We start from the raw sequence: 22,178 nt of genomic DNA, 5'->3' as shown, positions 1-22,178 counted from the left end.
TGCTCGCGATAGCGGTAGGTCAGTCACATCTCTGTTGGCTGATCCACCGCTATCGCGAGCAAGCTCGCTCCCACAAGGGATGGTGTTCACCGTTTGGAAAGCAGGCGCGATTGTAGAGGTTTCGCGCCGTCTTTCGTTAACGCGCTGTCTTCAACTTGAAGATGAAACCACCTCAGGCTGGCGATTGAAACGGGTGACGAGCCGATCCAGCAACCCCATCACCAGCAGCGACGCGCCCACCAGCGGAAACACCACCGCCAGGGCCAGCATGATGAACACCCCGGTCTTCCAGGTCGGCAAGTCGTGACGCAGCGCCGGTACGCCGAACTTGCCCTGGGGCCGACGCTTCCACCAGATCACCACGCCGCTGACGGCGCTGAGCAGGATCATCAGGCAAATCAGCAGCACGATGATCTGGTTCAGCGGGCCGAACATCTTGCCTTCGTGCAGCATCACGCCGGTTTCGGTGGCGCGGGCGACGACGCCGTAATGTTCCCAACGCACATCCGCCAGGACCTTGCCGGTGTACTGGTCCACGTGCAGGGTCGCGTCGTTGCGCGGGTCGTCGGCGAATACAGCGATGGTGAATACGCCGGTAGCGGTGGTCGGCAGGGTGATGCTGTAGCCAGGTTCCACTTTGCGTTCGGTGGCGATGTCCTGCACCGCTTGCAGGCTTACGGTCGGCGCGGCGGGACCTTCATGGGCGCCGCCGTGGGCCATGTGTTCGGCATGGTCGCCGGACATCGGCATCGGGGTATTTTCCACGGCCCAGGGTACGGTCTGGCGGTGCGCATTGTTGAGGCTGCCGGCGGCGACGTCGGACTTGGGCATGTCGTTCCACATGGCAGCCGGGAAGCGGTTCCAGAGGTCAGCATATTGCTTGCCCCAAAAGCCGGTCCAGGTCATGCCGCTGAGCAGCATCACCAGCAGAAACGCCGCGCCCCAGAAGCCGACGACCCCATGCAGGTCGCGCCAGAACAAACGACCGCGAGCGCTCCAGCGTGGCCACAACACTCCGGCCGACGACTGCCCGCGAGGCCACCACAGGTACAGGCCCGACACCACCAGGACCACGCCCCAGCCGGCGGCCATTTCCACCAGTCGGTCACCCACGGTGCCGATCATCAACTCACCGTGGATGGCCCGGGCGATGGCTTGCAGGTTGTCCTTGGCGTCCTGTTCACCGAGGACATCGCCATGGTACGGGTCAATGAACACGTTAAGCTCGCGGCCCTTGTCGATCACCACGAATTGCGCACTGCGCTCGGCATTGATCGGCGGCAGGTACTGTTTGACCTGGCCTTGAGGGTAGGCTTGCCTGACCTGTTTGAGCAGGTCGTCCGCCGCCATCGTGTGATGGCCGGCCGGCACGTTCAGCAGGCTGCCGTACATCAGAGGGTCGAGTTGCGGCTTGAACAGGTAAATGATGCCGGTCAGGGCCAGCATCACCATGAACGGCGCCACGAACAGCCCGGCATAAAAATGCCAGCGCCAGGCCAGGTTGTAGAAATTGGGTTTCGGTTGGCTCATTTTAGAAGCGCTCCGCAGGGCAAATGTGATCGTTATGTTTTTTGCGGTTGCTGCGCAACCGATCGCGGGCAAGCCTTGCTCCCACAGTACTTGTCAGTGCAGTGGGACAAGTTGTGCCCCTCAGCAATGAACTACCTGTGGGAGCAAGGCTTGCCCGCGATGCTTTCAGAAACTCATATCCACCTTGGTCCAGAGCGTGCGCCCCGGTTCGTTGATGGCTTGCGGGTCACTCGCCGGGTAGCCGAACCCGGCATTGCCGGCCAGGTTCAGATGTTCGGCGTAGGCTTTGCCGAACAGGTTGTCGACGCCGCTGCTGACCTTCCAGTGCTTATTGATGCGGTAGGCACCGTTGAGGGAGAACACCCCGAACCCGGAACTCTTGCCGTAGTCCTTGCCCACCACGTTGCCCTTGTTTTCGTCGACACGGTTTTGCGCGGCCACCACGCGCCACAGGGCACCGGCGCTCCAGCGGTCTTCGCTGTAGGTCAGGCCCAGGCGGGCGTCGAGCGGCGGCATCTGTGCCAGGGCGCTGCCATCGCTGCTGTTTTTGCCCCAGGCGTAGGCCAATGTTGCATCGGCTTTCCAGCGCTCGGTCAGCTTGTAGGCCGCGCCCAGCTCACCGCCCATGATCCGTGCATCAATGTTCTCGGCCCGGGAGGTGGTGCCCATCATGCCGGGCGTGTAATCGAACAGGATGTAGTCGCGCACCTGCCCGACATAACCCGACGCCCAGGCTTCGAGGGTTTCGGTTTTGTACTGCAGGCCGAAGTCGAGTTGGGTGGTTTTCTCCGGTTTGATCGAGTCGAAAGCATTCAGCGAACCGGCGGGGCCGGCGTTGGCCGAAAACAGCTCCCAGTAATCCGGGAAACGTTGCGCGTGGCCCAGGCCCGCATAGAGGGTAGTAGGGCTGTCGGCCAGATCGTGTTCGTAGCGTACGAAACCACTGGGCAGCGTGTCGGCGCGGGTTTGGTCGGCAGTGGGATTGGGCCGGGCGGACATGCCGGAGCCGATGCTTTGGCGGTAATCCTTGGCCGAGGCGCGGTCGAGGCGGGCGCCGCTGACCAGCCGGTCGCGGTCGGCGGCGTACCAGGTCAACTCACTGAACACGCCGTAGTTATGAAAGTCGGCGTCCTTGGTGCGCGGCCGTTCCTTGTAGGTGTCGATGCCCATGCTGCTGCGTTGGCGATGCTCGTTGGTCTGGGCGTCCAGGCCACTGATCAATTGCACATCGGCCCAGCGCCAGGTGGCCTTGATGCGTGCGCCGAGGGTGCGGCGGTCGACGTTGGACGCCATGGGGCCGGCCATCATCCCGGTGCCGGACGGCGTGCGCAGCGTGTAGTTGTCCATCACATGGTCGGCGTAGTTGTAGTAGACCTGCGCTTCGAGCGTATCCAGCACATCGCCCATGTTCGAACGCTCGAAACGCAAGCCCAGGCTTTCACGCTTGAACTGCGAGCCATCCATGCCACGTCCGGCGTAGCGTGCTTCACCGTCGCCCTTGCCAGCGGTCAGTTCCAGCAGGGTATCGGCATCCGGCGTCCAGCCCAGCGTCACGTCGCCGTTCCACTTGTCGTAGCGCGACGGCACCGTGTCGTTGTTGCCGTCACGATAATCGTCTGAATGAGCGGTGTTGCCGATCACCCGCACGTAACCCAAAGATCCGCCGGCAGCCGCATCCACAACCTTGTCGAAGCGCCCGTTGGAACCGGCCAGTACGCTGGCGTTGACCCGGGTGCCCAGTTCGCCGAACTGCTCCGGCTCGCGTTCGAACAGCACGGTCCCGGCCGATGCTCCAGGGCCCCAGAGCACGGTTTGCGGGCCCTTGATAACGGTGAGTTTGTCGTAGGTTTCCGGCGAAATATAGGACGTCGGCGCGTCCATCCGGCCCGGGCAAGCGCCCAGCAGCATGCTGCCATTGGTGAGAATGTTCAGCCGCGAGCCGAACATGCCCCGCAGTACCGGGTCGCCATTGGTGCCGCCGTTGCGCACCAGGGCGAAGCCGGGAATGGTCTTGAGATAATCGCCGCCGTCGCTGGCCGGCACCGGTTGGCGCGGATCCTTGGGGTTGGTGACCACGGTCAGGGGCGAGCTGGGAGCGACGGCGGTAATGACCGTCGGGCTCAGCTCTTCGATCTGAGCTTCGTGGTGAGCATGCTCGTCGGCCAGCGCACAGGGCGTGAGCAGCAGGCCGCACAGTGCGGTGGCGGTGTAGCGAAAACGAACCCGTGGCTCGTTCGGGGAGCAGCGAACCTGGGCTGCGCCCAATGCGATGTCGGCAGAAAACCTGGACATGATGATTCCATCGAACAGACGTAAACGACACGGTCGGGCAACCTGGGGCTGTCTTTTGCGACCGGGTGAGGTAAGTGTCGGGGGGGGCTACGCGTCGAGGGGCGGTGCGCGGGTGCGGGCACCGGGGAAGAATGACGTCCGGGCATGGCCCAGGCGTGGCGAGGGGCTGGTGTAGGTGTGGGGTGGCAGGGTATCGAAGACGGCGAAGCTATGCCCCCCCGTCAGCGCGGGGCAATTGAACAGCAGGCTGCAATAACCACACTTTTCCCACAGTACGTGATGCTCGCTCTGGGGCGGGCAATGTTCGGCTTTCGGTGCTTCATGCTCGGCGTGAACGCCCGCCGACATGTCCATGTTCATGTTCATGTTCATGGACGAAGACATGCGCTGATCCATCGGCATCGACTGAGAAATCAGCGGACCGATAAAGATCATCAGCATGGCGAACAGGCTGATCCAGCTGCCGCGTGTCAGGCTCATCAGCTGACGGCGGGGCATGACCGACCTGGCGCGGGGCGTTCGCATGGGCAAAGGTGATCAGTGGGCGTGCGTTTGGGTTTTGCTGCTGTCGGGGGCTTTTTTCTGCACCGCGACATCGACCGTGACATCCCCCGCTTTTTCGAAATGCAGGGTCAGAGGGAAGCGTTTGCCGTCGCTGAGCAGACTGCGATCCTCCAGCCCCAGCAGCATCACGTGATAAGCCATCGGCGCGAAGGTGACAGTCGCACCGGGGGCGATATCAACGACGGGCACCGCTTGCATTTTCATCAGGTCGTTTTGCATCACGTGTTCGTGGAGCTCGGCTTTGTCGGCAATCGGCGAATCGACGCTGAGCAGTTTGTCGGCGGTTGTGCCCTTGTTGTGAATCACGAAGTACGCGGCCACGGTCGGCGCATTGGGCGGCAATTCCTGGGACCATGGATGGGCGATTTCAAGCTCGCCCGCTTTGTACTGGTGAGCTTGGGCGAAGCCGACGGGAAGCAGCAGGGCGGCCAGCAGGATAAGTCTGTTCAGCATGGGGCATTCTCCGGAACGATTCAGGGCGCAGGGGCATGCGGGAAGAATCAGGCCAGAGGTGAGGCGCGGGGATTGAGGCTCGGCCATTGCTGGCGCGGTGTGGGGCTGTCGAGCAGTGGGTGGGCAGCGCCGCGATGGGCCGGCTGAGCATTCAGGTACAACTGCGGCTCGTGCCCGGTGAGCGCCACCAAGGGCGGCGACCCCGCACAGCACCAGCAATGCTGCATCGTCGAGTGATCGTCGTTCTGCGGCGTGCTCTGCTCGAACTTGCCCAGGGAAATCGCCACCAGTTTCGTTCCGTTGGAAGAGCAGAAACTGCCCCACAGCAATTGCTCGGCTGGCGACTGGGCCTGTGCCATCGCACCACCGCTGCCGGAAAGCGGCATGGCAAGCATGTTGAACAGCACTGCGAAGCAGGCGATCCAGGCAAATGCAAGCCGTTGTCGGGACATGGGGCAATCCGCTCGATGGTCGATCAGGTGGCGGTATTTAGCCTGATCGGGGTTGATAAGTAAAAAGAGCACGTGCGGTGTAGGGTCGCAGGGCTTGGGTTAACAGTAGCAACAGATCTTCAAGGGAGTGCTTTTATGGCAAGGGATTTTGATCATCTCCGGCTCTGCGTTCAAAAGCAGAGTAGGGGCTTCATCATGTGTTTATAGCTTCGTGTCAGGGCCATAGCATTCCTTTGAAAATCTAGGGGTGTGCGCACTCTTTGTGGCGAGGGGATTTATCCCCGTTGGGGCGCGAAGCGGCCCCGGGTGCAGGGGACTGTCAGACCAAATGCCGAAGCCCCTGCAGCACCTCACCCACCGTCCCAAACTCCCGATCCACCCCCGGCAACACCGGCCGCTTCAACACCAACACCGGCAGCCCCCGCTCCCGCGCTACTTCCAGCTTCGGCTCGGTGGCCGTGCTGCCGCTGTTCTTGCTGATCAGCACATCGATCCGCCGCCGTTCGAACAGTTCGCGCTCACCGTCAATATGAAACGGTCCACGGGCACCTATGACTTCGCAGCGCTCATTACCGGGGTAAACCTCCAGGGCCCGCAGGGTCCAGAATTGCTCGGGCGGGATTTCGTGCAGGTGTTGCAGCGGCTCGCGGCCAAGGGTGAAGAGGGGGCGGTGGAACGGCAGCAGGGCCTGGATCAGTTCGGCCCAGTCGGCCACTTCGCGCCAGTCATCCCCGGCCTGGGGTTGCCATGCCGGACGGCGCAGGGCCCAGCAGGGAATGCCGCAAGCGCGGGCTGCGTGGGCGGCGTTGTGGCTGATCTGTGCGGCGTAGGGGTGGGTCGCATCCAGCAACAGGTCGATGCTTTGGTCACGAATGAATTGCGTCAGCCCTTCGGCGCCGCCGTAGCCGCCGACGCGCACCTGACAGGTCAGGTCGGTGGGAACGCGGCCGATCCCCGCCAGGCTGTAGAGGTGTGTTGGGCCCAGGGTGCGGGCGATGGCCAGGGCTTCGGTGACACCCCCCAGCAGCAGAATGCGGTTCATTTGAAAACTCCGGCGTGACCGACGACGCCGCCCTGGCGGTCGATGGCGAAGACTTCGACCTGGACCTGGGCTGGTACGATGCCGCGAGCGAAGGCCAAGGCGTGTTCGCAGACTGCGTCGCCGAGGGCGATGCCAGCGGCGCTGGCCATCGCCAGGGCTTGCTGGCTGGTGTTGGCCTGGCGAATGCCTTGCTGCAATGCCTCATCGGCACCGATGGCGGCTGCCCATTGCGCCAGTTGTGGCAGGTCGATACTTGAATGACGGCTGTGCAGGTCCATGTGACCGGCGGCCAATTTGCTGATTTTGCCAAAGCCGCCACAGAGGCTGAGCTTCTCCACGGGCACCTTTCGCACATGCTTGAGCACCGCCCCGACAAAATCGCCCATTTCGATCAGGGCGATTTCCGGCAGGTTGTAGACCCGGCGCATGGTGTCTTCGCTGGCGTTGCCGGTGCAGGCGGCGATGTGCAGGTAACCGTTGGTTTTCGCCACGTCGATGCCCTGGTGGATCGAGGCAATGTAGGCCGCGCAGGAGAATGGTCGGACGATGCCGCTGGTGCCGAGGATCGACAGGCCGCCGAGGATCCCCAGCCGGGGATTCATGGTTTTCAGCGCCAGCGCTTCGCCGCCCTCAACGTTGACCGTGACCTCGAAGCCGCCGGCATACCCGGCTTGCTCGGCCAGCCGTCCCAGGTGGTCGCCGATCATTTTACGTGGTACCGGATTGATCGCCGGCTCACCGACGTCCAATACCAATCCTGGCCGCGTCACGGTGCCCACGCCACGCCCGGCAATGAAGCGCACCCCAGGCTCGGTTATCAGCCTCACCTGGGAAAACAGCAGCGCGCCGTGGGTCACGTCCGGGTCATCGCCGGCGTCCTTGATCGTCCCGGCTTCGGCGCCTTGCTCGGTCAGGCGGCAGAATTCCAGGCGCATCTGCACGTGCTTGCCTTTGGGCAGCACGATCTCCACGGCATCGGCCTGGATGCCGCAAAGCAGCAGCCGGGCGGCCGCCAGACTGGTGGCGGTGGCGCAACTGCCGGTGGTCAGGCCGCTGCGCAGGGGCGCGGGTTGTTCGGCGGTTTCGTCACGCATCGAAGGGTTTGACCAGGTCGAGCAAGGTGATGGGCAATGCCTGGCGCCAGGTGTCGAACTCGCCCAATGGCTGGGCCTGGGCGATGTGGATACGGGTCAGTTCGCCGCCATGAAGTTCGCGCCAGTTCATCAGCGTCATCTCGCTCTGCAGCGTCACGGCGTTGGCCACCAGCCGTCCGCCGGGCTTGAGTCGAGCCCAGCAAGCGTCGAGCACGCCCTCGCGGGTTACGCCGCCGCCGATGAATACCGCGTCCGGCGGCTCCAGTCCTTCCAGAGCCTGCGGTGCCCGCCCGCGGATCAGTTGCAGGCCGGGCACGCCTAGGGTGTCGCGGTTTCGTTCGATCAACCCTTGGCGGCCTTCGTCGGCCTCGATGGCCAGGGCTCGGCAACTGGGGTGGGCGCGCATCCATTCGATACCGATGGAGCCGCTGCCCGCCCCCACATCCCAGAGCAATTCACTGGGCATCGGGGCCAGACGGGCGAGGGTAATGGCGCGCACGTCACGTTTGGTGAGCTGGCCGTCATGTTCAAACGCAGTGTCCGGCAAACCGGCCAGGCGCGACAGGCGTAACGCCGAGGGTTCGGCGCGGCATTCGACGGCGATCAGGTTCAGGTCCGCGACGGTGGGATCGGACCATTGTGCCGCAGAGCTTTCGATCCGCCGTTCGGCGGCGCCGCCCAGATGTTCGAGCACGGTCATGGGGCTGGGGCCGAAGCCGCGCTCGCGAAGTAGCGCCGCCACGGCGGCAGGACTGTGGCGGTCGTTGCTCAGCAGCAACAGCCGGACGCCTGTGGATAAGTGAGCGCTGAGTGCCGCCAGGGGCCGTGCCACCAGCGACAGGGTGACCACCTCCTGCAAGGGCCAACACATGCGGGCCGCCGCCAGCGAACAGGACGATGGCGCTGGAATGACCCGCATCTGCTCGCCAGGCAGGTGTTTGGCGAGGCTGGCGCCTACGCCATAGAACATGGGATCGCCGCTGGCCAGCACGCACACGGGGTCTCCGCGCCGTGCCAGCAGCGGTTCGAGGGAAAATGGACTGGGCCACAGCTCCCGTTCACCGCGGATGCACAGCGGCAATAGCGCCAACTGGCGCTCACTGCCCAGAATACGCGAGGCATGCAGCAAAGCGTGGCGAGCCGCTCGGCCCAGGCCCTTGAAGCCGTCTTCACCGATGCCCACTACGGTCAGCCAGGGGGTCATCTCTGTTCCTCGAATGGATAGGTTTGATCGGCGGGCTTGTTGCGCACGCGAACCGGGCCGCCATCATACCGTGCGCCTTCGGTTATGGCGTGGGCTGTTGGGAGCCTGCCGGCGTGCGGCACCGATTCAGACAGACCGCTTCGCGAGCAGGCTCGCTCCCACAGTTTTGATTGGGGGAGGCACTAGGTTTGTGTTCGCCACAGGTCCCGCAGAGTCTGAGGCCGTCACAAATCCCCTGTGGGAGCGAGCCTGCTCGCGATGGCGTCGGCACATTCAACATCACCTTCTCAAGCAGGCAGCCGATTCATCGGTAGACGTATTTGAGGATATAGGCATACAGATCGTTGTAGACCGAGTCGGGTACGTGTTCAGCATGGGGCTGGGTCTTGAGCAGTATCAGGTGGCACTCCTTTACCATTTCTTCGCGGTCGCCGATGAGGTGGAGGCGGTTGTTGGTGATGATCTCGAAGGCATTTGCATAAACCACCTTCGGTCCCGCGATGAGCAAAGTCCCGTCCGGATCGAGGGTATAGGTGCTTTGGGTGCGCAGGATCCGTTCCTTCAAAGGGCCGAACCCGCGCTCGTACAAGTATATCTGCGAGCCGCTGACTGCTTTGGCCGCCGTCTCGATAGCCAGCAGGGTCGGCTGGGCGTTGCCCAGGCTGGCATTGAGCGCCGATAGCGTGACGAACCTTTCCAGCTCCTGTTTTTCCAGGCTTCTGAGGGCTCTTTTGATACTCGATAGATGAGCGAACTCTTTTTTGCAGGCGATGATGTGGGTTTCCAGCTGATAGCCCGCTGCCGTGGCCATCGCCGGGAAGGCCGCGAAATCGATGCTATCGAACGCGCATTCCATGATGATGTTGTATTTTTTCCTGAACGCCTCTGCGAAGATTTTCGAGCAAACCTCTCGAACAAAGGCCTCTGTATGCTCATAAGCATGCAGCACACCGCGTTTGATCATTTCGGCGTAGTGAGGGTGTTTTTCCCGGTACTCGGGCAGGTACAGGCGCACATGATTGTCGTAGCGTTGGGAGGGCAGGAGGCTTTTTTCCAGCAGATAGGTTTTACCCGATCCCTGCGATCCGGCGACGATCAGCATTTTGGGGACGGACTCGACCGTAATGCCATTGAACAGCGTGTCGGTGATTCCGGTGAATGCGGTCGTGACCTGTTCCGGGGTGTAGGCGTAATTCGATGCGTGTGGCATATCCTGATGTCCTTATCAAAGATTCCCATGAAGTGAAGTGAGTGGCTGCCCTTTGAATAAAGCGGGGTTTTGCGGCTTGTTCAAATGAGCATGTGTTCCAAGATATGTGCCTGTTTTTTAGGGTAAAAATCCCTACATGGAAGGCGCCGGAAACTTACGTCAGCGTGCCTGACACCGAACCCCTTTGGCGGGCTTGCTCGCGAAGGCCCTGGCACATTCAACATCACCCTTTCAGGTGGACCGCTATCGCGAACAGGCTCGCTCCCCCCGTTTTGTGGCCGTGATCGGCTCCCTGGCGCAGCGCGATGCCCGAAATCCGACCAGCAAGCTTTTCATGCCCCCCGGCAAAGCAGGCATAATGGCGGGCCTTCGCCGTTGCGGCGTGCCTTATCGACCGGTTTGCCCTTGAACGAACGTCCATCATCCAGCGTCATACGCCCCTCGGGTTGTCCGGGGTTGCTGCGTGTCGTCCAGGCGCTGGACGGAGGGATCTGCCGGATCAAGCTCGACGGTGGTTCCATCCAGGCGGATCAGGCCGACGCCGTGGCGTTGGCGGCCGAGCGGTTCGCCGGTGGCGTCATCGAGGCGACCAACCGCGCCAACCTGCAAATCCGTGGGATTGGGCCCCGGCACGATGCGTTGATCGAGCCCTTGCTGAACGCCGGACTTGGCCCCCGCAAACTGGCCGGCGATGACGTGCGCAACCTGATGCTCAGCCCCACGGCCGGGATCGACCGGCAGATGCTGCTCGATACCCGTCCGTTGGCCGCGCGGATTCTTTTCACCCTGCAAACCCATGAACGCTTCCATGAGCTGTCGGCCAAGTTCGCCGTGCAATTGGACGGCGGGGAAGGGTTGGCGATGCTTGAACATCACCATGACCTGTGGCTCTCGGCGCTGGTTCGCAACGGCGAGCCGTGGCTGGCCTTCGGGCTGGCCGGCACCCCGCTGGATAAGCCGGACGGCGCTGTGGGCCTGGCCCAGGGACATGATTTGGTGGTAGCGGTGCTGGAGTTGTTTCTCGACCTGGCCCGTCCCGACCAGACGCGCATGCGTCACGTGCTGGCCGAAATCCCGAGGGATGAGTTCCTCGTCCAGTTGGCCCGCCGCGTGGCGTTGCAGCCCCCTCCGGATTGGCGGCGGGGCGAGTCCATCGACGGATTGCACATCGGCATCCATTCCCAGTACGACGACCGGGTCTACGTTGGCGCGGCGGCGCCTCTGGGCCGGCTCGACGCCGTCATGCTGCGCGCAGCGGCGCAATTGGCGCGGGACAAGGGCGACGCCAGCCTGCGTTTCAGCCCCTGGCAGAGCCTGTTGCTGCCCAACGTGCGCCGCGAGGATGCGCCCGATGTGCTGGCACGGCTCGAGGAGCTGGGGCTGTTGTGCTCGCTCGATCAACCTCTGGCGCAACTCATCGCGTGTACCGGCTCCAGTGGCTGTGGCAAAGCCCTGGCCGACACCAAGGCCGATGCTCGTCAATTGGCCGAGCTGCTGCAACGCCAGGGCCGTGCCCTGAGGATCCATCTCTCGGGCTGTCCGCGTTCCTGCGCAGCGGCCCATGTCGCGCCCGCCACCTTGCTGGCGGTCGCCCCCGGTCGTTACGACCTGTATTTTCGCGATGCGACGCTGCCGGGTTTCGGCGCGTTGCAGGCGCACGATCTAACTATTGAAGCGCTCGGCCACTGGCTCGACGCTCGCCCCCGGAGCCCCCTTGATGCTTGATTACATCCGCGACGGTCAGGAGATCTATCGCAACTCCTTCGCGATCATTCGCGCCGAAGCCAACCTGGAGCGCATTCCGGCCGACTTGGAAAAACTCGCGGTGCGGGTGATTCACGCCTGCGGCATGGTCGAGGCCGTCGATGGCCTGCAGTTTTCCGAGGGCGCTGGCACGGCGGGACGCCAGGCACTGGCCGCCGGTGCGCCGATCCTGTGCGATGCGCGGATGGTCAGCGAAGGCGTGACCCGGGCTCGCCTGCCAGCGAACAATCCGGTGATCTGTACCTTGCGCGACGAGAGCGTGCCGGCGTTGGCCCTTGAATTGGGCAACACCCGTTCGGCGGCCGCCCTGGAGCTTTGGCGTCCGCATCTGGAAGGCAGTGTCGTGGTGATCGGCAACGCGCCGACCGCCCTGTTCTACCTGTTGGAAATGCTCGATGCCGGCGCGCCGAAACCGGCACTGATCCTGGGCTTCCCGGTGGGCTTCGTCGGGGCCGCCGAGTCCAAGGCGATGCTGGCAGCCAACAGCCGTGGCGTGCCGTTCGTGATCATGCAAGGCCGGCTCGGCGGCAGCGCCATGGCCGCCGCCGCCGTCAACGCCCTCGCTACGGAGATTGAATGATGCAGCAGCCTGGACGTCTGATCGGCCTCGGCGTAGGCCCCGGTGACCCGGAACTGATTACGGTCAAGGCCCTGCGCCTGCTGCGCGAATCGCCGGTGGTGGCGTACTTTGTCGCCAAGGGCAAGAAGGGCAACGCTTTCGGCATCATCGAGGCGCATTTGCAGGAGGCGCAGACGTTGCTGCCGCTGGTCTATCCGGTGACTACCGAAGCGCTGCCGGCCCCGCTGTCCTATGAACAGGTCATCGCCGACTTCTACGACACCGCTGCCGAGCAGTTGGCCGTGCATCTGGATGCCGGTCGTGATGTGGCGGTGATCTGCGAGGGCGATCCGTTCTTCTACGGCTCTTACATGTACCTGCACGATCGCCTGGCCGAGCGCTATGACGCCGAGGTGATTCCTGGCGTGTGCTCGATGCTCGGTGGCGCCTCGGTGCTGGGTGCGCCGCTGGTCTATCGCAATCAGAGCCTATCGGTGCTCTCCGGCGTACTGCCCTTTGAGGAGCTCAAGCGCCGCCTGGCCGACGCCGATGCGGCGGTGATCATGAAGCTGGGGCGTAACTTCCCCAAGGTTCGGCAGGTGCTCCAGGAACTGGGCCTGGACGGTCGGGCGTTGTACGTCGAGCGGGCAACCATGGCCAACCAGAAGATCGTGCCGCTGGATGAAGTCGAGCCGATGTCCTCGCCGTACTTCTCGCTGATCATCGTGCCCGGCGAACGGTGGCAGGGTTGATGACTTCCAAAGTGCCGGCCATTGTCATCCTCGGCCCGGGCAGTCTCGCCACCGCCCGACAGATCCAGCAGCGCTACCCTGACGCTCTGATTCATGGCCTGAGCGGACGGGTCGAGGGCGTGGATCGTCAATACACCGAGTTCGGCACAACGCTGCGCGAACTCTATCAACAGGACACGCCGATCATCGCCCTGTGCGCGGCCGGCATCGTCATCCGCACGCTGGCGCCGCTGCTGCTGGAAAAAGGCGTCGAGCCGCCGGTGCTGGCGGTGGCCGAGGACGGCAGCGCGGTGGTGCCGCTGCTTGGCGGGCTGGGCGGGGTCAATGTCATGGCCCGTGATATCGCCACAGCACTGCAAGTCACCCCGGCGATCACCACCAGCGGCGAATTGCGTTTCGGCACCTGCCTGCTCAATCCGCCGAGTGGCTACAGCCTCGGCGATCTGGAGCAAGGCAAGCGTTTTGTCTCCGATCTGCTGGCAGGTGAATCGGTGCGCATCGAAGGCGCCGCGCCGTGGCTGGCTCAGGCGCAGTTACCCGAGGATGAACGGGCACGGTTGGCGATCCGTATCGACAGTGCTGCGGGTACACCGGCGGCGGATGAGCTGCGTATTTATCCGCGCAATGTGCTGGTGGCGTTGAGTGCAGGGGCGTCGACGGACATCGGCGCGATACTGGAGCAGGCCGGCCTCGCGCCGCAGTCGCTGGCGTGCCTGTTGGCGGCGGACAGCGACATGGCCCGTCCTGAGCTGCACGAAACGGCATCGGCCTTGGGTGTGCCGCTGCGTTTTGCCGCAATCAATGGCAACCTCGAAACAGGGTTGAGCGATGCCCTCGGCCAACCGGCATCGCTACAGGTCATGGGCAGCCATGCCATCGCCGTGACTGAGCAGCCCCTTGACCCCGAACAGATCGGTCGCCCGCGCGGGCGTCTTGCCGTGATCGGCCTTGGCCCCGGCGCTGCCGAGTTGATGGTGCCGGCCGTGCGCGCCGAACTCGACCGTGCCACCGATGTGCTGGGCTACGAAACCTACGTGCGCATGGCCGGTCCCTTCCGGTCCGATCAGGTGCAGCACTGCACCGACAACCGCGAAGAAATGCAGCGTGCCCGTCATGCCTTCGAACTGGCGGCCCAGGGCCGTTCCGTGGTGGTGGTGTCGTCCGGCGATCCAGGCGTGTTCGCCATGGCCGCCGCGGTGCTCGAAGCGCTGCACGAGTCGACGGATGCCCATTGGCATAGCGTAGACCTGCAAATCCTTCCGGGCGTCTCGGCTTCCCTCGCCACCGCCGCCCAGGCCGGTGCGCCGCTGGGTCATGATTTTTGCGTGATGTCTCTGTCGGACAATCTCAAACCGTGGTCGATCATCGAGAAACGCCTGGATCTGGCGGCTGAAGCAGACCTGGCCCTGGCGTTCTACAACCCGATCTCCCGTTCCCGACCGTGGCAGCTGGGGCGAGCGCTGGAGATCGTTGCGCAACATCGCACGCCGCACACGCCGGTGGTGTTGGGGCGTGATATCGGTCGTCCGGGCCAGACCCTGCGGGTCACGACTTTGGGGCAGTTGACCCCGGAACAGGTGGATATGCGCACCATGGTGCTGATCGGTTCCTCCACCACGTGTGTATTCCCGCGCGCCGAAGGGGGCGACTGGGTGTACACGCCGCGTTGGTATGGCAGCAAACCGCTCTGATAAAACCCGGCGGCCCGCCTGGGCCGCCTCTATCTGACTTCGTCATGTTCGAGACTTCGTGGGTACAAGACGACCCGCTGTTTGACGCTGTAGACGTCGCGAATACCTGTTTGTTTGAATAATGAAATAAATATTCGATGCGCGAGCGCTAAGTCATTGTGTTCGGAAACTTATTGAATTCCTTGTGAGTTGAACAGCGTTCGAAGTGTGGGCTATGTTTGCTTCCGCTTTGAAATTGATTGGGACTGTAAAGTGCTGTTTGCGGCCTGAGTGAACGCTGTTGTTGGGGCGCACTGGGGATGGCTGCTACTTATCTATTGCAGGAGAGAGCGCGCAAATTCTCCTGACAAGATTATTTCTTTGGATGACTTGATGCAGAGGCTGCCCGAGTGCTTGGAAGCGCTTGTCGGCGGTCATCGTGCAAGGCTGTCCTGTATTTATATACGATAAATGGAAGTATTGTTTATGAGTGAACCTGAGCGCTCATCGGCGGATGACTACGTCGATTTTGTGAGTTTGTTGAAACTAAAGGATCTTGAACGGGCATTAATACCGTACAAGGGTTCCGAACAATATGATTCGGTACTTCGGTATTACTTTGGTTGTATCGCCTTGTTGGATTCTGCGCGCATGTTGGAACCGTTGGGGCTGCTCAAGCAGGCGGTGGGAACCTTGCAGGGAAACAGCCGGCGCCGTCGTGCGCCGGAGCCGCTGAGCACCGATGGCGCCGGGCCTGCGAACCTGGCGCAGATACAAAACAAAATCGAGGGTTTCGAAGCGCGCCTGCACAACAGCTTCGAGCAGTTGAAACTACCCGCTACCGAAGTGCCGAAAAACCTGCATTTTGTCTGGCTTGGGGGCGGCGTCGGGGCGATTCAGCGTGATTACATCAATATCTGGAAAAAGGTGATGGGCCCGCAGGGCTATCGCCTCAGTCTCTGGTATGACAGCGACGCGCTGCTGGCCTATGAGACCAACCGGATCATTGTCGAAGCCGCGAAGGCCGATGCCATGCTCAATGGCGGGCAGGCCAGTGTCGATCCGTTGGAGTTGGGCGACCGTTATGAAGAACGCGCCATCGTCCTGAAGCAGCAGATGTATGCGCATATCACCAAGGTTGTGAAGAACGGCGGCAGTGCCGATGAGGCTCGAATCGATCTGCTGGTTCGCGCCTACGGCCAGGATAAGGCGCGGCTCAATACCCTGATGAACGATAACCGCCTCAGCCTCACGGCCTTGGCTGAGGGTTGCCTGAGCCTGCGCGACGTTGCCGCCGGTCAAGCACCCCTTCACTTGCGGGATATCTACGAACGCGAGATCAGTCTGCGTGGCATGTTTGCCGGGGGCTCCGACATTGTGCGTGTCGAAGCCCTGTTCGCCGAAGGGGGCAGCTATGTCGATATCGATCACCTGCCGCCCTTGCTGGAGAAACTGGGGGAGGTGGACATTCGTGAGTTCAAGACCGACGCGCGCCTGGGGGTGTTGCAGTTGTTGCTTGATCGAAACCCGGATTGGATGCCCGGCCGTCAGGCATTGCGCAGCCAGTACACGGATTATCTCCACGCGATCCCGTCGCAGCATCGCGATGCGCTGGAGCGGTTCGCTAAAAGCCAGCCCGAGTTGAACCGCGTTTTTCGCCCGCCGGTGGAGCGTCTGGCGCGTCCGTACGAGCTGCGCGCCGTTGCCGCGCGAAACTCGTTGAGCAACGCTTTTTTGATGGGCCACCCTGGGGCGGCGATGCTCAAAACCGTGCTCGAGCGTTTCAGGCTCAACTATGAAATCGTCGATGCCACCGCGCGCCTGGCCGATGAGCAAAACGTTGCCCTTACCGATGCCCAGAGCATGATCGGCCTTGCGCGTCAGGCCGCAACGCAGGTTTTCGGTGCGTTTCACGAACTGTCGCCGGAAGCGGAAATGGCCGCGGCGTTTCTGGTGGAGGCGGCCGCCACTTACTACAGCGACGGTATCCGCCCCCAGAGCGAAGTGACGATCTACCTGACCGGCCCAGCCGCCATGCGCGAGGGGATGGCCGATTACCACCGGGCGCATTTCACCCCGCGAACCGCCGAGCAGTGGCGCGCGGAGGCGGCCATCGCCGCCGTCGGCAGCGTCAATGGGGCCACCGAGGAGGAGCTGGATCACTCCTGGAAGGAAAACGAAAGTGACACCGGGCAATGGCTCGTTAACGAGAAAAAACGCTGGCAAGAGGGCCGGTTCAAGGCTCGTTATGCCGGCGATATGGCCGAGCTGCTCAAATACCGTACGCTCCAGTTCGATGAAGGCTGGCCGGTGATCGAGGGGCGACATGTGTTGTCCACCGAGCTTTTGCAGCATCTTGCCGATGAGCTGGGTAAGCCGTTCATGCAGATGATGAGTCTGGGCCATGACGGGACGGTGATTTTCGACAAGGCGATACCGCTGGGTTTTGATGAACGTCAGTCGATCCTCGCCCAAAGCGCCAGTGCGTTACCGCCAGCATCGTTGAGCGATCAGCAAACGCGCCGGTTGTCCGTCGTTGAGCTTCTGGAGCGCCTCGCCAAAGGTGATTTTGAAGTCGCTCAATTGAGTCCCCTGCAACGTCTGCTGCTGGGGGGCTTGACCGGTGCGACGGCCTTGGATAATCGCAGCTTCGATGCGGTACGCCCGCAGTTGGATAACCTGGCCAACAACGTCGCGAACCAGGGAAGCGCCGGCGGCTATGCAACGATCGAGCATGCGTTGTACCAACGTAAGGCGCCGGCTTTTCTGGCCGGGCTTGCCAGTGCGGCCGAGTATCCGCCAGGGCATGAGGAAACCGCCCTGGCCCTGAAGAAAAACGCCCTGGAGCAGCCTTTGACATTGCGCCAATGGGGCCAGCACGTCGCCCGGATCCGCCAGGTGGCGAAGCTTGAATACCGTGTCCGGGTCGTTGAACGCCTCGGTACTGTCCTGGACGATTTCGATGCCGACACAATCAAGCTTGTACCTCAGGATCTGCTGCTCCAGGGCGATGGCGACAGGGTGGGCGGACGTTGTTATCCCTTGGCCCTGGCAATGGCGGCAGCCTTGTCGCAGGACAAGGTTGCGGTCAACACCTTGCGTGAGCGGTTCTACCTGGGGGTGATCGAGCCTCAGGCCAGTGATTCGCAGACGTTCCTCAACTGCGTGGAGTCGTTGCGCGACGTGCAGATCGGCGACGTCGGCCGTGGGTTGGCGCGCTCGGATCTGAATGCGGTGGTGGACATTCTGCAAGCCAGGACAACGACCAGCACGCTGATGCTCAACTCCGATAATCACGCCATGCTGGTGGCCAAGACCCTAGAGGGGGAGCGCAGTACGTATCACTTCTACGATCCGAACTTTGGCGTATTCGAGTTCCAGCAGGCGACACGCTTCAGGCAAGCCTTGGAGCAGTTCTTCCTTCAGCACGAGATGGCCAGTTATTACGCCGCGTATGGCGATGCGGCGCGCCCGACCTTCGATCTCATCGACCTGGACGGTGCCAAGGTGGCGAGCCTGGCATTGTCTGGTGCAATTGATGTTTCCAAACTGCTGCAACCCGGCGCGCTGCCCGGGCAGGCGCTGCGCCCGGTCAGGCAGCGCCTGGCCAATGCCCGGGGGCAGTCGCTGCAGAGTAATCCTCGACTGGGCAACTGTCTGCTGGCGCTGGATGGCCAGTGGTGGGGGCAACAGATCGCGCAGGCAACGGCCCATCTTCAGCAGGCGGGTCAATTGGCATCAGGCCTTGTGCCGTTGTTCGAAACCCTGGAGGTCATGTCGAACGGATCGTACCGCATAAGCCTGATCGATCCTGAGAGTCCCGAGCACCTGGTACGGGTCGTCACTGACGACCATCGACTCTTGCGTATAAAAAGCTACCTCTCGGAACGTTTTTCAGCCTTGGCCAATAAACCGTCCGTGCCCAGCGATCCCACCGAAGTGGGCAGCGTCCATACCCTGAACGCCGGTTTCGCCATACAGGCATTGATGAATGCATTGAGACGGCAGGAAGGGCCTGATCGCTCCCTGACGCTGGCGGTGCGCTTGCATGGCTATGTCAATTACGCGCAATTGGTTCACGGCAACGTGGTGGATATCGCGGGCCTGGTGGGGCTGGTGCGTCAGGCACTGGCTGAAGAAAAACTGATTGCCCGTACCGTCGCGCCAGTGGTGAAGGCGGCGGTGGGAAGCAGCGTGAGCGAAGCGACAGGGGGGCTGCTGCAACTGGCGAATGTCGGCTTCGACATCTATCAGTTGTCGACTGCCCGAAACGAAGTGGAACGCGCGCAGTTCGGCACCCAACTGGCGTTCGACTCGGCCGGTCTGGCGTTGTCGGTAGGCGCTTACGCCGCCGGTGCCACCACCGCCGGAGCGTTTCTGGGCGGCGCCGCGGTGATGCTGGGCGGGCTGGCGGTGGGGGTGGCCGCGCTGGCCCAGGGTTTCGCCACCATTGCTGAAGAAGCCAAGCAAGTCGGGCTTTTCTTCGATGAGGCTACAAAAGCTCATCTTCAGCCTTATCACTTTGATGCCCGCAGTGGGGCATGGCTGCCGCGTTCTTCGTTGATCGTTCAGACGCTGGACCTGACCCGCTCCGAGCTCGTGCTGGACAGCCCCAGGCTGTATCCGCTACGTGATCATTTCGGCGTGCCGACCTTTGATGACGATTACCGCCGGGCAATCGATATCCGTCGAGAGCTGAATCTGCCAGGTCGGGTCAAGTTCACGCCGCCGGCAGACCAGGTCGTCGTCCTGCCTTGCACACCGCAAACCTGTTATCGCTACGAGTACAAGGCGCTGCCCTTCGCGAGCCTGCGCCATGACACCGGTTTCGACACGGCCCGGCGTCTGGAAAAAAGGAAAGCGGATGGTGGCTGGCTGTTCCTGTTTTCGTTCTATTCGTTTCCCAGCGACTACATCCTCTACCGCATGGTGCCTGACTATCGGCCAACAGTGATCGATGTGTGGCTCGATTCCGTCGATCGCTCGCTGGGGGTGCCCGTTCTCCCTGCCGTCTGGCACGCAAAGGTAGCCTATCGGATTCGGGGTGCCGGAAAACGCTGCGCGTTGGGACTCAATCCCGGCGTGGGCCTGATCCTTGAGTCGGGGCCTGCGCAGAAGTCCAGTTGGGTATTGGACGCCCCTTGGGTCGGCGAGAGCGACATCCGTTTCGAGGGTTCAGGGAAACTGTTTATCGGTGAGCTCCAGGTGACGCTAACGGGAACGGGGAGCCATGAAATTGTGCTCAAGATCTCCGACAATCAAGTGTTTCAGGTTGAGCTGCAGGCATGCAAACTCACCCTCGTCGAGCAGGATGTGCCACCGGGCATGAGTCGACAGGCGTTGCAGGGGCACCTCAAGACTCTGGCTCAAAAGCACCGCCTGGTGATGCCGTATACGGCGGTGCACCATTATCTGATTCCGTTCGAGGCACCGGACGAACCCCGCTACGTTACGGCCTGGTACGACGCGAAGGAGGACCGCTTCCTGTACATCCGTGACGATATGCCGGGTGTCGATGCCGCTGTGTTGGGGGCGGTGGCGGGTGCTTCCTGTTACTTCTACGACCCGCAGAACCTGATCATCTGGCAAGTCGACGCGGTGACCGGGCTGTTGAGCCATCGTTATTGGCTGTGGGGCGCAAGCAATGTCGCAAGCACCATCAAGCGCGTCGAGGTGGATGCACAGGGGGTGATTCATGTCGTTCAGCAAATCACCCGCAAGGATCAGGCCCGCGATGTTCTGGTTTATGTGATACATGAGGGGCAACTGCTGCTCAGTTCGATCACTCGGGACCTGGACCTGGCATTGGAGTCGGTCCTGAGTGCCAGCGAAACACTGGCCGACTGGTCGCTGATCCTTGGTAACGGCTACCCCTTTACCCCGTCCGCCAGCGAAAAGGACAGCTTCATCACCGTCAACTGGCGGCCTGCCCCCTTTGTTTCGGTTTGCTGGAAGCCCGAGGCGCAGTGGCGGGACATGGCCTGGGTTCGCCGCAGCGATCACTTGATCATCCGTCCCTCACCCCGCCGCAACCATCACCGTGGCTGGGCCGACTCGATCAAGCACATGACTGACCTGACGTTGCTGACACCGGCGGGCGACAGCGATGTGTTTGTCATCTATGACCGGCTCAGACAGGAACTGTGTCGCAAGCAACGTACCGAGGTGGCGGGAAAGGGACACTGGTCCGAAACATGGATGCGCCCGCAGAAGCTGGAAAACGTCATGGCGGTTGACGGCGGCTACGTCGCCCTGACGTCAGAGGGCCTGTTCTTCAACCTGACGAGCCAGGGCAGACTGGCCTTGGGCGGTTTGAGTGAAGTGTGGCTCAAGGATCGGGCGCACTGGTGGTCCGCATTGGAGCCCTTGGCCCGGCAATACGCAACCGACAGCTTTGCCCTGATCGGCTTGACCCACTTGAACGGTGACGCGAGGTTGTGTGCCTGGTACGTCGGCAACCGATTGTTGCTGGCTGAATGGGGGCATGCAAAGCAAGTGCGCCTGCTCGGCGTTACCCCGGATAGCGAAGCGGCCTGGCTGTTCGATGTATCGAGTGGCGAAGTCTATCGCCAGGCATTCATCGATCCGCAGAAACTGGAGTCCGCTTTTGGCCAGGGTTCGCAGTTGCTGCAGGCTGATGCATTACCCGCCGCGGAGCGTGCATGGGCGCCCTGGCAGTTTGTCGAACTGACGGTCGAAGGAGTGGGGCTGCGTGGCGTGACATTCGAGGGCGTGGTGGTTGTGCTGCGAGACCGGGAGCCGGCGTTGATTACCGGCGTCACTCACGAATGGGTCGTCGCACAAGGTGGCCGGAAGCTCGAGGGCCTCAAACAGCTGGCGGCCCAGCCATTTCGCAGCGCACTGCTGTCAGTGGAGGAGCCCGGTAACCTGCAATGGTTCGTCGCCGAGACCGAGCGTGTGATTCGGGTTCCCAAGACGGTCATTCCAGAGTCCTTTGAACTATTGGGCACCCAGCAGCGGAGCAACGTGCTGCTTCATGAAAGCAGGAACGGAAAGCTGCTGACCTTGCCGGGTATGGAGCATCTTGGGCCACTCAGTTACATCCGGCGTGATGCCGAGGTTCTGGCTATTGAGGGCCAGATGAAGGTTGATGATCTTCTTGCGCTGATGCCGGACGATGTTACGACTCTGGTCCTGCGCATGGGACAAGGCGCGGTGAGTTACAGGTTGTCGAAAGCGGCCTGGTTGAGAGTCAAGTCGGTCATTCTCGATTGCCGGCACTCGCTGGGCAGCGCGCAGACAATCCCCGGTAAGTTGATCTGGGAGCACGATGAGCCTGACCAGTTGTTGCTGAGCCCCATCCATGAACATCTGGTGATCATCGACCCGAACAGTGGGCACAGTGTGATTTTTCGTGAAGTGTATGCGGCGGATGTCAACTTGCGCGGAGAAGTCGTGCTCAGCTTTGGAGGAAACCGGCATTACACCGTCTCGACACTGATTGAGCAGTTGGGTGCTTTGCAGAATGCCAGCAACGGTGTCGCGCTCAAAGAGTTGTCACACGTATCGTATGAGGAGGAAAGCAATCTGGTGAGTTGACCACGGTCCGATATTCTCGCTGGGGTCTTACG

The 22,178-nt window shown here is 62.1% G+C and carries 14 protein-coding genes; 5 read left to right on the top strand and 9 right to left on the bottom strand.

What is annotated here, in order from left to right; translation table 11 throughout:
- Positions 1 to 150: 150 nt before the first annotated feature.
- From T3A99_RS09970 to T3A99_RS09930, 9 genes are all read right to left on the bottom strand, one after another.
- On the bottom strand, positions 151 to 1,530 hold the full coding sequence (locus T3A99_RS09970; RefSeq protein ID WP_281459586.1) for a PepSY-associated TM helix domain-containing protein: 1,380 nt from the start codon (positions 1,528 to 1,530) through the stop codon (positions 151 to 153).
- A gap of 165 nt (positions 1,531 to 1,695) precedes the next feature.
- Entirely contained in the window at positions 1,696 to 3,822 is a 2,127-nt protein-coding gene (locus tag T3A99_RS09965) for a TonB-dependent copper receptor (protein ID WP_076382858.1), read from the bottom strand.
- Between the two features lie 87 nt (positions 3,823 to 3,909).
- Positions 3,910 to 4,302: a DUF2946 domain-containing protein gene (locus T3A99_RS09960; protein ID WP_322834329.1), complete on the bottom strand. Its 393-nt coding sequence runs from the start codon at positions 4,300 to 4,302 to the stop codon at positions 3,910 to 3,912.
- A 57-nt stretch (positions 4,303 to 4,359) separates the two neighbouring features.
- Positions 4,360 to 4,839 carry a copper chaperone PCu(A)C gene (locus T3A99_RS09955; RefSeq protein ID WP_047227371.1) on the bottom strand — a complete coding sequence of 160 codons (480 nt, stop codon included), beginning with the start codon at positions 4,837 to 4,839 and terminating at the stop codon, positions 4,360 to 4,362.
- 47 nt (positions 4,840 to 4,886) lie between these two features.
- Positions 4,887 to 5,291 (bottom strand): DUF2946 domain-containing protein, encoded by a 405-nt coding sequence (locus T3A99_RS09950; RefSeq protein ID WP_322834260.1) that lies wholly within the window; start codon positions 5,289 to 5,291, stop codon positions 4,887 to 4,889.
- A gap of 319 nt (positions 5,292 to 5,610) precedes the next feature.
- Entirely contained in the window at positions 5,611 to 6,333 is a 723-nt protein-coding gene (locus T3A99_RS09945) for a cobalt-precorrin-6A reductase (protein WP_274090543.1), read from the bottom strand.
- Positions 6,330 to 7,427 carry a cobalt-precorrin-5B (C(1))-methyltransferase gene (locus T3A99_RS09940; RefSeq protein WP_322834259.1) on the bottom strand — a complete coding sequence of 366 codons (1,098 nt, stop codon included), beginning with the start codon at positions 7,425 to 7,427 and terminating at the stop codon, positions 6,330 to 6,332. The genes T3A99_RS09945 and T3A99_RS09940 overlap by 4 nt, the downstream gene beginning before the upstream one ends.
- Positions 7,420 to 8,631: a precorrin-6y C5,15-methyltransferase (decarboxylating) subunit CbiE gene (gene cbiE, locus T3A99_RS09935; protein ID WP_322834258.1), complete on the bottom strand. Its 1,212-nt coding sequence runs from the start codon at positions 8,629 to 8,631 to the stop codon at positions 7,420 to 7,422. The genes T3A99_RS09940 and cbiE overlap by 8 nt, the downstream gene beginning before the upstream one ends.
- A 304-nt stretch (positions 8,632 to 8,935) precedes the next feature.
- On the bottom strand, positions 8,936 to 9,841 hold the full coding sequence (locus T3A99_RS09930; protein ID WP_322834257.1) for a zeta toxin family protein: 906 nt from the start codon (positions 9,839 to 9,841) through the stop codon (positions 8,936 to 8,938).
- Positions 9,842 to 10,246: 405 nt separating this feature from the next.
- Here T3A99_RS09930 and cobG point away from each other — a divergent pair, with 405 nt between their 5' ends.
- From cobG to T3A99_RS09905, 5 genes are all read left to right on the top strand, one after another.
- Entirely contained in the window at positions 10,247 to 11,566 is a 1,320-nt protein-coding gene (gene cobG / locus T3A99_RS09925; RefSeq protein ID WP_322834256.1) for a precorrin-3B synthase, read from the top strand.
- A complete protein-coding gene (locus T3A99_RS09920; protein WP_322834255.1) occupies positions 11,559 to 12,185 on the top strand; it encodes a precorrin-8X methylmutase in 627 nt (208 codons plus the stop codon). Before cobG ends, T3A99_RS09920 begins: the two co-directional genes overlap by 8 nt.
- Positions 12,182 to 12,916: a precorrin-2 C(20)-methyltransferase gene (locus T3A99_RS09915; protein ID WP_080962883.1), complete on the top strand. Its 735-nt coding sequence runs from the start codon at positions 12,182 to 12,184 to the stop codon at positions 12,914 to 12,916. The genes T3A99_RS09920 and T3A99_RS09915 overlap by 4 nt, the downstream gene beginning before the upstream one ends.
- Positions 12,916 to 14,607 carry a precorrin-3B C(17)-methyltransferase gene (cobJ, locus tag T3A99_RS09910; RefSeq protein ID WP_322834254.1) on the top strand — a complete coding sequence of 564 codons (1,692 nt, stop codon included), beginning with the start codon at positions 12,916 to 12,918 and terminating at the stop codon, positions 14,605 to 14,607. The genes T3A99_RS09915 and cobJ overlap by 1 nt, the downstream gene beginning before the upstream one ends.
- Before the next feature lie 465 nt (positions 14,608 to 15,072).
- The gene (locus T3A99_RS09905) at positions 15,073 to 22,146 is read left to right on the top strand and encodes a TcdA/TcdB pore-forming domain-containing protein (RefSeq protein ID WP_416221550.1); all 7,074 of its coding nucleotides are present in this window, start codon (positions 15,073 to 15,075) and stop codon (positions 22,144 to 22,146) included.
- The last annotated feature ends 32 nt before the right edge of the window (positions 22,147 to 22,178 follow it).

This window comes from Pseudomonas sp. N-137 (genome assembly GCF_034555295.1).
Lineage (GTDB): Bacteria > Pseudomonadota > Gammaproteobacteria > Pseudomonadales > Pseudomonadaceae > Aquipseudomonas > Aquipseudomonas rhizophila.
The sequence above is the reverse complement of the archived record's forward strand: the minus strand, read 5'-3'. Positions and strand labels throughout refer to the sequence as shown.